This window comes from Fructilactobacillus sp. X7R9C1 (assembly GCF_059901005.1).
The window spans coordinates 114,999-129,007 of record NZ_JBWXVG010000002.1 but is presented as its reverse complement, the minus strand read 5'-3'; the positions used below and the strand labels follow the sequence as shown (position 1 = coordinate 129,007).

Below are 14,009 nucleotides of genomic sequence, written 5' to 3'. Positions count from 1 at the left end.
TGATTGTATCATTGATAATCCTATTTATGCTTTAGTAAAATTTAATTTTCGTTGTACATACTTAAGTCGCCTAAAGTGGCGGCCATAATTGCCATGATCGAGTGCTTGCGGTTGCCAGCTTCAACAAACTGGCGCCCGTAAGGACTTCTAAAGACCTCGTCGGTTACTTCCATTTCGGGACTGTTTAGGCCCTTGTATTTTTTAACTGCCTCTTTAGCAGTGGTGGTGTTGCCGTCATGAAAGGCTGGCAGACAGTGCATGAAAATCAATTCATCGTCAGGGGTGCCCGTCTTCTTCATTAAGTCCATGTTGACTTGGTATGGTAGTAGTTGGTCAATTCGTTGTTGCCAGTTGTTTTCACCCATTGAGACCCAGACGTCGGTGTAGATGATGTTTGATCCTTTGACCCCCTTGTCGATATCAGAGGTAATCATGAAGTGTGCTCCTGATTCCTTGGCGTACTTTTCCGCTAAGTCAACCACTGATTTTTCGGGGTGCAGTTCGTCTGGAGCCACGATGTGAACGTTCACACCCAGCATCGAACCGGTCACCAGTAAAGAATTAGCCACGTTATTTCGCCCGTCACCAACAAAGGTCAACGTGAGCCCCTTTAAGTGACCGAAGTTTTCCTTCACGGTCATGAAGTCCGCAATCATTTGAGTGGGATGCCACTCGTTTGAAAGACCGTTCCAAACGGGAACTCCCGAGTACTTGGCCATGATTTCCATGTCGGATTGTTCAAAGCCCCGGTACTCAATTCCGTCAGCCAGTTCGCCAAAGACTCGTGCGGAGTCTTCCACCGATTCCTTTTTGCCGAACTGACTTGAGGTTGGATCAATGTAGGCCGTGTTTCCGCCTAAGTCGTCACCACCAAGTTCAAACGAAAGTCTGGTTCTGGTCGAAGTCTTTTGAAACAAGAGGACGAGGTCCTTGTCGTGTAAATACTTGGTCACCTTGCCATACTTCTTGTGTTCGTTTTTCAAGTTAATGGCAAAATCAATCAAAGCTTCAATCTGGGCTGGTGTAAAATCAGACTCCTTTAAAAAAGAACGTCCCTGCATTGATTTTAATTCCTCTAGTAATGTACTCATTTAATTTGCTCCCCCTCTAATTATTTTTATCAAGTGGTTCACGAATGATTGGTTGTGACATACAACGAGCTCCACCACGGCCACGCGATAGTTCTGAAGACAAAATCTCGTAAACGGTAATACCGTGTTTTCGCATCACATCAATCGTGACCGTGTTGCGATCGTATGTGACCACTTCCCCAGGGGCAATTGCCAAGTTGTTTGACCCATCGTTCCACTGTTCACGTGGAGCGGCAACTGGGTCACCATCGCCGGTCTCCATCATGTCAATCTCAGATAATCCAAGAACTTCCTTGAGTGTATCCGGCAGACTTTCACGATGTTCCATGTTGATGGTATTGTTTTTTCCGGGATGAAGGATGTTAATATTCATCTTACCACCGTTCATGATCCCTGGATATACGGTAAATTGGTCGTAGTTGACCATGGTGAAGACCGTATCTAGATGCATCATGGCATGGTTATGCGGAATTTGAACCGCCACGATTGTGTCAAAATGTGACGTGGGATCTTCAAAAAGTTTGTGAGCCAGTTTTTCAATCGAACGAGTTGAGGTTCGTTGCGAACAACCAATTGCCATGACGTGATCGTTTAAAACGAGTTCGTCACCACCCTCAATCCGAGCATCATTATAGCGGTCCAGCCAAACGTCAACTTTTCCGGCAAACCGTGGATGATACTTCATCACGTACTCCGTGATGAGTGACTCCGGACGCCGCGCCTCAAAAGTCATGTGGTTAATCGTTAAACCAGATCCCATCGAAGCTTGCGGATCCCTGGTAAAGTACGCATTTGGTAGTGGATCCAGCAGGAAGGGATCAAAAGCGTTCGTCCCGGCCACATCATGCAAACTTGGGTGAGTAAAATGAATCTTGTCTCGTCTTAGACCGGCATAAATCGTACTGACCAGGTCGTGAATCGAGAGACTCTCAAAGTAGCGCTTGATGTCCTCTGCCGAACTACCCGTGTAGTAGTGTTCATTTAGATAAGTTGACTCAAAATCATCCCTTACGTCATCTTTTTTTAAGATGTCTTCCAACAAATCCTCGATGTACACAACCTCCACTCCATGATCACGGAGTAGATTGGTGAAATAATCGTGCTCTTTGTCAGCGATTTTTTGATACGGAATGTCATCAAACAACATCTGCTTCATGGTATCCGGAATGACATTTTCAATCTCTTTTCCGGGCCTGTGCATTAAGACAGACTTCAGCTGCCCAATTTCAGAGTTCACTTCAATTGCAGATTTCATAATAATCCTCCTTAAGATTGTTATTCATGCTTATGGTTAAACGATTTAACCACCCATATCGTACGGGGTTTCGCAATTTATAACAAGCATTTTAACCGACTAGAAAAAGTTTCCTAGTCGTACGTCAATAATGATAACTGTTTCACAAATTTTGTCAAATCGTTCAAAGACTGATAATTTGTAAAAGCGGATATGTGTTGATAAACTGGGAAAATTAACCGTTTTTGCCAAATTTTAACTAACTTTTTAATAGTTACATGTTTAACAATCATCGCATCAGAAAAATCCTCGAACGTAATATAACTTGGCTCTTAATTAATTAACTTTGTTGAATGTACTGACTAATGATAATCCATTATTAGTTGATACTTAGACCGTTTAAATCAGCCTTAATCGCCAGTACTTGTCAATCATCTAAAATAATTAAAAATAATCTCGCTTTTGTTTTAACGCAATGGTATAATTAGTTCGGTAATGAGAAGTACCAATCAATCTCTTTTGCCATTTTAAAAACATACCTGTGCACCAAATCTATTGAGAGACCTCCACGTCTACTCGGATTTGGTGTTTTTAGTAAAACAGAAAGGGGGTTACTTGAATTGACAGTCTTTAAGGAATTACTTGAACTCGTGATTTTGGTGTTACTAATGGTCTTAACCTTTTTTCATCCCAATCCATGGGTGGGAATTGGTCTAAACGTCCTTTTAATCTTAATCTTGTGGCTCTTCCCCGAGGGAAGTAATAAGATTAACAAGCTCTTCAAGTACATAATCACAGCGGTCTTCTTGATCTCGATTATCCTGATCGTCCTGCAGATGATTTTTCAATAAAAAAAAGGAGCACTTCAAAAAAATGAAGTGCTCCTTTTACGTATTTACTTATAGTGCTAATTACCTAAAAGTTTGGTGTAAGAAGCAATGTCACTTACGGCATCCTTTAACTGTTTGGAATAGTATTCTTCTGATGGCGCATTACTTACAAAATTGCCATCCTTTTCAAAGTTGTCGTCAATGTGACCAATCATGGTCATGTGTGGCAACATTACCATTCCCAACATGGATAAAGTGGGAAGAATGCCTAAAGCGGAAGCTTGCCCAGACAAGGCACTGCTAGAATACGAAACAATTCGGGCAGGCTTGTCAGCCGTTTCAAAGCCGATGTAATCAAGGGCGTTCTTAAACGCGCCAGAAAGACCGTTGTCATAGACTGGTTCAATAAATAGATAACCGTCTCCAGCCTTGATGTTATCAATCCACTTCTTGGGGGCCCCCGTTAGTTTCCGGTCAGGATCACCCATTGGTGGGAGTGGTTCATTGAAGATTGGTAAGTCTAAATCACCAATGTCAATAAAGTTCAACTTGACCTCGTTATCAGACTCAAGTTCTTTTGCGTTCTTCTTTAAAAAGTTAAAAATTCCGGCACCACTAGAATTGGATCGGGCACTACCTAAAATTACGTCAACTGTTTTCATTTAATCTCTCTCCCTTTACTCACAAAAAGTAAGCTAATACGTACTTTAATTCTATTTAATTTCCGAAACAAAAGCAAGCAAAAAGCCCGCTTCGTAGTTGGCCTATCACAATTCTTTATAAATTAGTTAACTTTCATTACAATCAAAACTCACTATACTATAATAAGGTGAGAAGTAGATGAGGGGGAAGTAACATGAAGAATTGGCTTAATAAGATTCTCAAATCAGTCCATGGCGATTCTGACAAGAAGTCATCGGATCATGCCGAGAATAAAAATCAAAACACTCCAAATGAAGCAAAAAACAGTGATAGTAAGCAAACCACTGAACAAAACCAAGATCCAAAACAAATCAAAAATGATAAGTTACTTGGAACAAGCAACGCCATTGATAAGTGATTCTTAAGCAAGATGATTGTGATTGATTCAGTTGAACACTATACTTTAGTTAGTAGATAATTTGTAGGAGGTACTAAAATGACGAAAAAAATGGAAGTCCAAGTTTGGTCCGATATTGCATGTCCATTCTGTTACATCGGACGAGCCCACTTCAAGTCCGCACTAAGTGATTTTGACCATAAGGACGACGTTGAGGTTCATTACAATAGTTTTGAACTTGATCCCAACGCATCTGGTGAACCAGAAACCATGGCTGACCACATGAGTAAGGAAAAGGGGATGTCAAGGGAAAAAGTTTCCGAGTTTCTATCAACCATCACCGAACTGGCAAACGAAGCTGGTTTAAAGATGGATACCGGAAAGATTAAGGTGGTTAATACTTTAAAAGCACACCGCTTGCTTCACTTTGCGGGAACCAAGGGCAAAGAATCCGAACTGATGGACAAGTTATTCGAGGCTTACTTCGCCGACGGTCTAAACGTTGACGACAACTCCGTTTTAGTTGATCTTGCCATGAGCGTTGGTTTAAATCAAGACGAAGTCAAATCAGTCCTAGACAGTGATAAATTCAAAGACGACGTCAGAGCTGACGAAGCCGCCGCTCAACAAGTTGGAATTAACGGGGTTCCGTTCTACATCTTCAACAAGAAGTACGCCGTTTCTGGTGCTCAACCAGTAAAAGTCTTCAAGTCTGCTTTAGACAAGGCTTGGGCTAGCTTTCAACCAATTGAAATGGTTGGTGGCGATGATGACCAGCAAAAGGGTGCTAACTGTGAAGGCGGAAGCTGCAGCGTTGACCCAAATGATAATAAAAATTAGTTAAACTAAACGGTCCGTTGGAATAATCCAGCGGACCGTTTTTTATTTAATCAGATGGAGGTGTCTGCCCCAGAGTTCCACAAATGGACCCGAACACAACGAAATGATGACCGTCATAATTCCAATTGGACCAGAGACGAGGAACGCCAAAAACATGAAAAGCACATCCTGAATCACCCGCACTGACCAGTACGGCATGTGCAATCTTTGAGAGAAAATGGGCGCAATCGCGTCATACGAGGACACCCCGAACTTGGCCGACATGTACACGGCAATTCCTACCGTGAATATCAGGAATCCAAGGACAGCAAACAACAATTTCAACCAAAAGTTATCGAACACCAAGTAGGCACCGAACCAGAGCGTGAAATACTGAACCCCGTAACCCACCAGCATGTTAATCAAAGTCCCAAAGCCAATCTGATGGTAATCCAAAATCAGCACGATGACTAACAGAATCATGTAGTCGATGAACTGGATGTTACCCAAGCCAAGCGGTAAATGGTGCGATAATCCGACACTTAACGCGGTAAAGGCGTCCATTCCGAGGTTTTCCTTTCGCATCAGGGTCATTCCCAAAGCGATAATCGCCGTTCCAATAGCGGTAATTAGAACTTGAACCAGAAAACGCAGCATCCGATGCGAATTTAAAATTTTCATTATTAATAACATCCTTTCGGCGTGTACGTGTAATTGAAGAAAATATCCATATTTTACAAATAAAATAATAAAAAAAGCTAATCATAACTGATTAGCTTCACCACAGTAACCGCACCTAACTTGCGAACATGGAAGAGATGATACCAGCATCTCTTCCCTTTTAAATCCATAATTATTATAATCTTAGTTTCTAATCAAAGTCAATCAGCCTATTTATGGTACGGACTCCCGCTATTAATCATGAAAGCCCGATAGATTTGTTCGGTCAACACCAAGCGCATCAGCTGGTGCGGTAGCGTAAAACGACCAAATGACAGTTCAAAGTTAGCCCGCTTCAAGACCTTAGGAGCAAGTCCCAACGACCCACCAATCACAAAGGTAATGTCCGAGTGACCGTACGTTGCGAGATCCTTGATTTTCTTCGCAAAGGCTTTAGAGGTCAGTTCATCGCCTTGAATTGCCAAAGCAATCACATACTCGCGGTCTTTAATTTTAGCCAAAATTCGGGCTCCTTCTTGCTCCATCACCTCGTCCATTTCCGCTTGACTAAGGTTCTCAGGCGCCTTTTCGTCGGGAACCTGAACAATCTTAAACTTGCAAAAACGAGAAAGTCGTTTGACGTACTCATTAATTCCATCTTTGAAGTATTTTTCCTTCAATTTTCCAACTACCACCAATTTAATGTTCATAAGTCGACTCCTTTAAACAGACTATCCACAAAGTTATCCACAGGCACCTTCACAAACTATCACGTTTCTGGAGAATTTAAAGACCTGTTAATATTTCGATTTTGTCAACAACATTTTTATTTATCCACAGAAATAAACAAGACATATGTTCGTTAACGCAATTTTCGTTGTTGTGATATCAACGTTTATCGCGTTCTTTTTTTAATAAAATTTTGTTACATAAACTTATGCACACTGCCTGTGGATAACTTCTCGATACTTTTCCACTATCATTTAAAGCCTAAATTACAGCTTTTGTGTTTTCACAATGAGTTTATCCCCAAAGTTATGCACAGACTTTTACCACTTGACATTTCCAACCACGTATTTTCTGATTATTAATTTTTTTTAAACCAATTTTGTTCGGAGTTTACCGTCAATCCCTCTATCACGGAATTCATAAGTATCGTTACAATCATCACAACTAAAATTCAGGCTTTAAACGGACAATTGCTTCAATTATCGCATTAAGCTATCCGAATGTCAGTTCACTCTTTTCAAACAAAAAATGTTCGCCGCATTTACTCTACGACGAACATTTTTTAAATTACTGCTGTTTTGCTTGCTGATCTAGCGTAATCTCAGACGTTTTCATTTGTCCATTATGATAATAGATAACGGAAATCTTGTCGCCAACGTTATGCTCATACAGGATGTCACGCAACTTACCCTGATTGGTAATGTCTTTTCCAGCCAACTTGGTAATCACGTCATTTTTCTTGAGACCCGCATTAGCGGCTGGTGAGCTACCCCTAACGTCCATTACTACAACTCCATTGGTAACGTTTGAAGGAAGCTTTAAAATCGATTTCTGTTGCTTAACCGAGATGTTAGCTAGGTCCACGTACTTAATGCCTAGTTCGGGACGAATTACCTTTCCGTTCTTAATGAGCTGGTTGATAATCCGTACGACCTCGTTACTTGGAATGGCAAAACCCATCCCTTCAACACTGGTACCGGAACTATCCTTCGACAGTTTCATTGAGTTAATCCCAACGACCTGTCCGGCACTATTTAGGAGTGGTCCACCCGAGTTTCCGGGATTAATGGCGGCATCGGTCTGAATAACCGTAGCGTCACCGGCACTGGCGTTCTGCTGACCGTTCTCGGTGCTAGCCTGCGGCACTTCCCGCTTCTTTGCGGAAATGATTCCCTCAGTCAGAGACGAAGCGTACTCAGAGCCAAGTGGTGATCCAATCGCAAGGGCGGTTTGACCCACCTTGATGTCGTCAGAATTACCGAAGTTAGCCACCTTATTGACACCATCGCCGTTAATCTTAAGAACGGCAAGGTCGGTTACGGCATCATGGCCAATTAGCTTAGCTTCCTTTTTCTGGCCGTTACTCAAGATGACTTCCAGGTTGGACGAACCAGACACCACGTGATTGTTGGTCACAATGTACGCTGAGCCGTTATCCTTATTGTAGACAACTCCAGAACCCTCACTAATCTGTTGCTGATCCTTTTGGTCTTGACCGCCATTGTCTCCGCCATTTCCTCCGAACACGCCACCAAACATACCCTGAAGTGGATCAGAGTCACTGGACTTGGTCTTCTCGGTGTTAATCACCGAAACAACGGTATCCTTGTTGTCCTTAAAGACTTTTTCCGCCTGATTAGAGGCATTCACCCTTACATTCTCAACTTTTGCGGTTCCGCCACGATTGGAACCCGCAGGGACGGATTGAGTTCCTAGAGACATTCCGCCGTTATACCACGAAATCCCACCATAGGCAATTCCACCGCCCAATAGACCGGCTACTAGTGCCACGATGGCAACTGTTAGTAGCGGATGTGTTCTCTTCATATTTACACCCCATTTAATATTATTCTATCAAATAGTTTTTAAAAAAGTATCAATTATTCTCAAAGAGTTATTAAATCGGATGGTTTTTCAACATCGGTGTCAAACAAATTAAAGTCATGACCAACCCCAAAGTCTTCGTTTTCAAGCATGGAAGCGACGGTAAGATGAGCCAGTGACTTCATGTTGTTATGATGACTGCGGTGCCCGATGAAGATGTTCTTGGTGTCACGTCCGATGATTTTCATCATGGCGTCCGCCCCGTCTTCATTTGACAAATGACCCTCATCACTCATGATGCGTTGCTTGGTTGGCCACGAATAGTCGCCGTTTCTCAGCATTTCCACGTCATGATTACACTCTAGAACGTACGCGTTGGCGTCTCTTATGACTCCTTCAATGTGATCAGAGACGTAGCCTGTATCAGTCAAAACCACAAAGCTCTTATCGCCGTCGTGAAAATTGTAGAACTGAGCGTCAGCAGCATCGTGGGACACACTGAAACTTTCAACGTCCAAGTCCCCAAACGATTTGGTAGTATCGGGATCGAAAATAAACTTCTGTTCCTCCGGAAATTTTCCGATCTTGTTACCCATCGCGTTCCAGGTCTTCTCGTTCGCGTAGACCTGCATGTTGTACTTTCTCGCCAAGATACCCACCGATTTAGCGTGATCGGTGTGTTCATGGGTCACAAATAATTTATCAACGTCGGTCAAACTCCGTCCAATTGAATTCATGAGGTTCTCAATTTTTTTACCCGACAGTCCGGCATCAAGTAAGACCTTGTGCTGGTTCGTCTCAATATAAGTAACGTTGCCGCCACTTCCGCTCGACAATACACTGATTTTCATTGGATCTTCGCTCAACTTATTCCCAGCTTTCTAATTATCTTCTGTCCCACTTGTGATTTTATTTTTAAAGTTCTCCTGAACGTTTTCGGTCTTTAAGACCGACCCAGTGAAGGCGTTAATCCGCCTTACGGAAACGTCCTTGGAGTTGCGGGTCTGGATGGCAATGACCCAAGTAGGGATGTAGACCCCATTATTATTAATGTTTAACAATTTAGTGTATGATCTTCTGGTCCAAAGCACCCTGGAGTTGTTGGGAATTTCATTGTACTGGTAGAGCCAGATCAGTGCCCGTTCTTCCGAAATGGTCTCAGAACTCTCGTGTAAAATCTTGATGTTATTAAGTGCCGTTTGCGTATAACTCTTAATATTACCGTCGTCATCTAAATAGAAGATGATTCTGGCATTATTGTCCATCAAATTACTCGTCAGCGCCTTCTGAATGTAGACAATCTTACTTGAATTGGACTGGTTTTGGTCATACTCATAATCCTCACCGTTAATCACAAAACTCTTTCTTTTCATGAGCGGGTCCAGCGTGTTCTGTGGGTTCCGATTATCAATGTCAATTGGCGTCCGCAACGTACTTACGACAGCGCCATTTTCAAAGCGCGCGTCCTGATTTTTCAAGTTACCCATCTCATTTGCGAGATTACCATCATTAGAAGCGGAAATGTAGTAACCGTTAGAGCGCTTATTTGAGAGCTTCCCAACGGAAATTTCATCCCTGCGCATCTCTTTGATAATGGTGGAGTTCGCACTGTTTTGACTCGTGTTCTCGGACTGCATGTTTTGGTTTTGAACAATCATTAGGACCAAGAAGACGTCCAAAATAATGAAAGCCAGCAAGAAGATCTCTTGAATTCGCTTAAAATTCATTAGAAGCTCTCCTTTCCGGTCCCATTGCCAATCAACTGGGAGTTAATCCAGGTGCCGTCGTAATTAACGAACCATGATGGCTGCAAGGTGATTAACTGCTTATTGTTCTTTTCGGGAACAACTTGGTAACCAAGGGTGATGGATCTGACCTTCTTCATGTCAATTCCCTGAGCGGATAGTTGGTTTAAGATTGTTCCAGTACTTGGAAGGGTAGTACTTTCGGCGTTCGTGGGAATTGGGATTTGAAAACTTAAAAGTGAAAATTCGTAACGATTGGCTCCACCATTTCCCATCTTAAACGAACACGTTCCCAGTCGCTTCTGATTGAAGACGGGATAACCCTCCACAAACGTCCGGTAAGTGACGGTGTTTTTGACCGGATTATAGCTGTCAAAACGAGCATTATCCAGTGGAATCCCCAGCTTAGTAGCGTAGCGATAAGCCGAGTTCAACACTTCCTCGTAACTGTGGCCCCGCTTACTTTGCTGGTAGTCCTGATAAATAACGTTGTCCTCATTGTCAAAGTTTAATGACTGGTCCCGACTACTGTAGGTCGTACTCTTCTTTCGGTGCTTAACGCTGGTATCCGTCGTATTACCTAGTACCCGATTAATGTAAGCCGTCTGGGACTGTTCTGCGAGTAAGTACCCGTAATTACGCATCTTGACCTGACTTGGGTAGAAGAGAAACGGGCGATCGTTTAACGTCCGCATCTGAACGTCCACACTTTGAACTTTCGTAGTAAGAATGTTCTGTAACTTGGCTAAATTCCGCTTTTTAGTGGTGACCTGGTACACGTGGTAACCGTCATCGCCTAGCAGGTAAAAGTGGGTACTGTCATTTAGTGGAATGACCATGCGATCAACGTTGAAATCATTCTTTTTCACCTTGTGATTAAAAATCTTACTTAACAAATTAACTGGAACTTCGCCACCATAATTCAGCATCAGCGAATTTTCAGAGTTAAGGGTATCGATATACCGCTTTTGATTATCCTTTGAGACCTCTTTGATTGACTTGACCTGATAGGTCTTGATGTTTTTGACGATTTCACCGGTCAAACTCGTGGTCTCACTTGTGAGCGACTTCTGTTTCCCACTCCTAGTGGTAGTAATAACCTCGGTGGGAGAATAGATATCATAACGATTCTTCGAAGAAACTTCGCTTTTAAGCGTAGCTGATTTATCCTGATGCATTCGACTCCCAAAGCGAGCTGGATTGACCAGTAGTGCCACGATGAGCACCAAACTGACTAGTACGGCAATACACAGTGAAACCGGTAAAATATAAGGTTTAAGCTTCTCCTTCATCCCAAAGATCCTCCTCGACTGGTTCGTTTGGTAGTGAAATATAGAACGTTGAACCCTTTCCTTCAATACTATCGACCCAAATATGGCCGCCAAAGGCTTCCACAATTTCCTTAGAGATTGCGAGCCCAAGTCCACTTCCACCTTGAGCCCGTGAACGAGCTTTATCGACTCGATAGAAACGATCGAAAATGTGTTTAATGGCTTTTCGTGGCATTCCTAGTCCCTGATCAGAAATACTCATGATGATGCGGTTGTTCTGTTCGTACAGCCGACAGGTAATGACGCCACCGTCTGGTGAATATTTGATCGCATTATTCATAATGTTATCAATGACCTGGGTAAAACGGTCGGTATCGATGTCAGCCCACAGATCCTGCTTAGTAAAGTCCCGTTTAATGGAATAATTCTTCTTTTTCGGATCGTCATCGGTCTTAATGATCATGTCAAAACGATCCAAGATGTAGTTAAAGAGCTTGTTGATGTTAACTAGTTCCGTATCATACTTCTGGGTCCCAGAATCCATCCGCGATAGTGTCAAAAGGTCGTTGATCATTCGAATCATTCGATCGGTCTCGTCCTGAGTGACCTTCAAAAATTTGGGTGCCAACTTTTTATCCTTCCAGGCCCCATCCTGCAAGGCTTCAATGTAGGAATGAACACTGGTTAAGGGCGTTCTTAGTTCGTGTGAAACATTGGATACAAACTGCTTCCGATCGTCATCAATCTTTTGTTGCAAGGTGATGTCATGGAACACGCAAACAAGCCCATTAATAAAGCCGGATTCACGCTGAATCAACGAAAAATGAGCTGATAAAATCAGCTTATGGTCGTGATCAGAAAAATCCAAGTTGACCTGTCCTGGGTCTTCAATCAAGTTTTTAAGGGTGAACCGGTCGCGTAAATGCAAGACATCTAGGATGGACTTACCGATGACCTGTTGCTTACTAACGCCTAGAAAACTAAGTGCCTCATCGTTAATGATGATGACGTTTCCGCGACGATCCGTGGCAACCACACCGTCGGTCATGTTATCTAAGACCGAATCCAGACGCCTTCGCTCTGACTCGGTTGACTCTTGAGACTCTTCAACCCGCACTGACAGGTTGTTGACGGCCTTCGCTAGTTGACCCAACTCGTCATTTCCGTAGACCTTAACGTGCCCCGAATAATTTCCGCGAGCAATCTGTTCCGTCTGCTTCTTCATCGCGTCGATTGGCTTCGTAATGGCCCGAGAAATGATGAACGTTAAAAGCAAGCCCAAGATGATGGCAACGATCGCCGCAAACAGGTAGATTAAGGTGATACTGTTGATGTTTTGGTAAACCGGATTCAGATTAGCACGAACGTAAACGACCCCTTCCATGTTGTTTTCGTTGCCCTGACTGTTAATCAAGGGTGTAATCATGGTGTAGTAACGGTTCCCATCACTGTAGGTGTTTTTCTCGATGGTTTTACCGTTATTTAAGGCATTCTTGATGTCATTGTCGGTGGTTTTTTGCCCCACTAACGATTGGTCGCTACTCTGATTGGTTCCACGAATGTTTCCTCTGGAATCCACCACCAGAATATCATCAGAATTGTTGGTATCAACGTCTTCAAGGATCGTCTGAATCTGCTTATTAGCCTTGGTTTGGTTCTTTTTGGCTAACTGCTTTTTAAGGGATGTATTAACGTAGGGCTTCAGTTGAATGGAGTCCTTAAACGTATTCAAATTTTGGTACTCGAGTTGACGCACAAAAACGGCACCCACTACTTCCAAGGTAATGATCATCATTAAGGCGAAAACTAACGCAATCTTAAAATGAATGGACCTTAAAAAGTGCCAACGTCTTTTCTTCTTCATTACATGAATACCTCTAAACTAATCAATTTGGGTTATTCTTCCTTTTCGGAATCCCGCAGGTAATAACCAACCCCACGTCTGGTTACTAACCACTTGGGGTGACTTGAATCATCTTCAATTTTTTCTCGTAAACGACGTACGGTCACGTCGACGGTGCGAACGTCACCGAAGTAATCGTAGCCCCAAACCGTCTGAAGAAAGTGCTCTCTGGTCATCACTTGACCAATGTGTTGGGCTAGATAATGAAGAAGTTCGAATTCTCGGTGGGTAAGATCCACGCCTTTCCCGCGTTTAGTAACGGAGTAAGAATCGGGATGAATCACCAGGTCTCCAATTTCAATGTCGTGATTATCGTCCTTGCCTTCACCAGCTGAGCCAGTGATATTCTGCCGTCTCAAGTTGGCCTTAACCCGGGCAACAAGTTCACGGTTAGAAAATGGTTTGGTAACGTAGTCATCGGCACCAAGCTCCAGTCCGAGCACCTTATCAAGTTCGGAATCCTTGGCGGTTACCATGATAATTGGCATGTTGTGGGTCTTTCGAACTTCCTTGGCAACTTCTAAGCCATCGACCTTTGGCAACATGAGATCAAGAATAATGAGATCGGGTGTATTACTATCAACCTTATCAAGGGCCTCTTGCCCATCGTGTGCGACGTCAACGTCAAATCCTTCTTTGGTTAAACTAAATTTTTCAATGTCTGTAATTGGTTTTTCATCATCGACAACTAGAATTTTTTTCTTCATAATATTATTTGTCTCCTTTGAACTGCTGGCAGTCCCTATATCAATCAAGTTTGGAATCAAGGCTTATTTTACGCTCAATCCTAGTTAAATTGTAACACATCAAATTACTCGCTTCACGTTATTCAACAACTGTTGTTAATTAATAACAGCTCTTTTC

The 14,009-nt window shown here is 42.7% G+C and carries 14 protein-coding genes; 3 read left to right on the top strand and 11 right to left on the bottom strand.

Features of this window, described 5'->3' with window-relative positions; all coding sequences use genetic code 11:
• Window positions 1-41: 41 nt before the first annotated feature.
• Window positions 42-1,091, bottom strand: coding sequence for an ornithine carbamoyltransferase (argF, locus tag AC6UD0_RS02325; protein WP_500695966.1), 1,050 nt, complete (start codon window positions 1,089-1,091; stop codon window positions 42-44).
• A 16-nt stretch (window positions 1,092-1,107) separates the two neighbouring features.
• The gene (locus AC6UD0_RS02320; protein WP_500707993.1) at window positions 1,108-2,346 is read right to left on the bottom strand and encodes an arginine deiminase; all 1,239 of its coding nucleotides are present in this window, start codon (window positions 2,344-2,346) and stop codon (window positions 1,108-1,110) included.
• A gap of 599 nt (window positions 2,347-2,945) precedes the next feature.
• Here AC6UD0_RS02320 and AC6UD0_RS02315 point away from each other — a divergent pair.
• The gene (locus AC6UD0_RS02315) at window positions 2,946-3,176 is read left to right on the top strand and encodes a hypothetical protein (protein WP_500694182.1); all 231 of its coding nucleotides are present in this window, start codon (window positions 2,946-2,948) and stop codon (window positions 3,174-3,176) included.
• A 56-nt stretch (window positions 3,177-3,232) separates the two neighbouring features.
• Here the strand turns inward: AC6UD0_RS02315 and AC6UD0_RS02310 are convergent, their stop codons facing one another.
• A complete protein-coding gene (locus AC6UD0_RS02310; protein ID WP_500706091.1) occupies window positions 3,233-3,817 on the bottom strand; it encodes an NADPH-dependent FMN reductase in 585 nt (194 codons plus the stop codon).
• A 194-nt stretch (window positions 3,818-4,011) separates the two neighbouring features.
• On the opposite strand from AC6UD0_RS02310, the gene AC6UD0_RS02305 reads away from it, so the two are divergent.
• Window positions 4,012-4,215 (top strand): hypothetical protein, encoded by a 204-nt coding sequence (locus tag AC6UD0_RS02305; RefSeq protein ID WP_500694184.1) that lies wholly within the window; start codon window positions 4,012-4,014, stop codon window positions 4,213-4,215.
• A 78-nt stretch (window positions 4,216-4,293) separates the two neighbouring features.
• Window positions 4,294-5,034, top strand: coding sequence for a DsbA family oxidoreductase (locus AC6UD0_RS02300; protein WP_500707992.1), 741 nt, complete (start codon window positions 4,294-4,296; stop codon window positions 5,032-5,034).
• A gap of 42 nt (window positions 5,035-5,076) precedes the next feature.
• Here the strand turns inward: AC6UD0_RS02300 and AC6UD0_RS02295 are convergent, their stop codons facing one another.
• From AC6UD0_RS02295 to yycF, 8 genes are all read right to left on the bottom strand, one after another.
• Window positions 5,077-5,694 (bottom strand): YczE/YyaS/YitT family protein, encoded by a 618-nt coding sequence (locus AC6UD0_RS02295; RefSeq protein WP_500707991.1) that lies wholly within the window; start codon window positions 5,692-5,694, stop codon window positions 5,077-5,079.
• A 209-nt stretch (window positions 5,695-5,903) separates the two neighbouring features.
• A complete protein-coding gene (rlmH, locus tag AC6UD0_RS02290) occupies window positions 5,904-6,383 on the bottom strand; it encodes a 23S rRNA (pseudouridine(1915)-N(3))-methyltransferase RlmH (protein WP_500707989.1) in 480 nt (159 codons plus the stop codon).
• 586 nt (window positions 6,384-6,969) lie between these two features.
• Complete coding sequence (locus AC6UD0_RS02285) at window positions 6,970-8,229, bottom strand: S1C family serine protease (RefSeq protein ID WP_500707988.1); 1,260 nt, start codon at window positions 8,227-8,229, stop codon at window positions 6,970-6,972.
• Between the two features lie 59 nt (window positions 8,230-8,288).
• Window positions 8,289-9,077 carry an MBL fold metallo-hydrolase gene (locus AC6UD0_RS02280; RefSeq protein WP_500708066.1) on the bottom strand — a complete coding sequence of 263 codons (789 nt, stop codon included), beginning with the start codon at window positions 9,075-9,077 and terminating at the stop codon, window positions 8,289-8,291.
• 30 nt (window positions 9,078-9,107) lie between these two features.
• Window positions 9,108-9,953, bottom strand: a complete 846-nt coding sequence (locus AC6UD0_RS02275) for a two-component system regulatory protein YycI (protein WP_500707516.1) — start codon at window positions 9,951-9,953, stop codon at window positions 9,108-9,110.
• Window positions 9,953-11,263, bottom strand: coding sequence for a YycH family regulatory protein (locus AC6UD0_RS02270; protein ID WP_500696263.1), 1,311 nt, complete (start codon window positions 11,261-11,263; stop codon window positions 9,953-9,955). The genes AC6UD0_RS02275 and AC6UD0_RS02270 overlap by 1 nt, the downstream gene beginning before the upstream one ends.
• Window positions 11,247-13,106, bottom strand: coding sequence for a cell wall metabolism sensor histidine kinase WalK (gene walK / locus AC6UD0_RS02265; RefSeq protein ID WP_500694192.1), 1,860 nt, complete (start codon window positions 13,104-13,106; stop codon window positions 11,247-11,249). The genes AC6UD0_RS02270 and walK overlap by 17 nt, the downstream gene beginning before the upstream one ends.
• 32 nt (window positions 13,107-13,138) lie before the next feature.
• The gene (yycF, locus tag AC6UD0_RS02260; protein WP_500707987.1) at window positions 13,139-13,852 is read right to left on the bottom strand and encodes a response regulator YycF; all 714 of its coding nucleotides are present in this window, start codon (window positions 13,850-13,852) and stop codon (window positions 13,139-13,141) included.
• Window positions 13,853-14,009 lie beyond the last annotated feature (157 nt).

What these genes read in the sequence shown, in the direction of transcription:
- walK (WP_500694192.1), bottom strand. Translation starts at nt 13,106, where the DNA reads ATGAAGAAGAAAAGACGTTGGCACTTTTTAAGGTCCATTCATTTTAAG.
- AC6UD0_RS02300 (WP_500707992.1), top strand. Translation starts at nt 4,294, where the DNA reads ATGACGAAAAAAATGGAAGTCCAAGTTTGGTCCGATATTGCATGTCCA.
- AC6UD0_RS02320 (WP_500707993.1), bottom strand. Translation starts at nt 2,346, where the DNA reads ATGAAATCTGCAATTGAAGTGAACTCTGAAATTGGGCAGCTGAAGTCT.
- yycF (WP_500707987.1), bottom strand. Translation starts at nt 13,852, where the DNA reads ATGAAGAAAAAAATTCTAGTTGTCGATGATGAAAAACCAATTACAGAC.
- AC6UD0_RS02275 (WP_500707516.1), bottom strand. Translation starts at nt 9,953, where the DNA reads ATGAATTTTAAGCGAATTCAAGAGATCTTCTTGCTGGCTTTCATTATT.
- AC6UD0_RS02270 (WP_500696263.1), bottom strand. Translation starts at nt 11,263, where the DNA reads ATGAAGGAGAAGCTTAAACCTTATATTTTACCGGTTTCACTGTGTATT.
- argF (WP_500695966.1), bottom strand. Translation starts at nt 1,091, where the DNA reads ATGAGTACATTACTAGAGGAATTAAAATCAATGCAGGGACGTTCTTTT.
- AC6UD0_RS02295 (WP_500707991.1), bottom strand. Translation starts at nt 5,694, where the DNA reads ATGAAAATTTTAAATTCGCATCGGATGCTGCGTTTTCTGGTTCAAGTT.
- AC6UD0_RS02285 (WP_500707988.1), bottom strand. Translation starts at nt 8,229, where the DNA reads ATGAAGAGAACACATCCGCTACTAACAGTTGCCATCGTGGCACTAGTA.
- AC6UD0_RS02280 (WP_500708066.1), bottom strand. Translation starts at nt 9,077, where the DNA reads ATGAAAATCAGTGTATTGTCGAGCGGAAGTGGCGGCAACGTTACTTAT.
- AC6UD0_RS02305 (WP_500694184.1), top strand. Translation starts at nt 4,012, where the DNA reads ATGAAGAATTGGCTTAATAAGATTCTCAAATCAGTCCATGGCGATTCT.
- rlmH (WP_500707989.1), bottom strand. Translation starts at nt 6,383, where the DNA reads ATGAACATTAAATTGGTGGTAGTTGGAAAATTGAAGGAAAAATACTTC.
- AC6UD0_RS02310 (WP_500706091.1), bottom strand. Translation starts at nt 3,817, where the DNA reads ATGAAAACAGTTGACGTAATTTTAGGTAGTGCCCGATCCAATTCTAGT.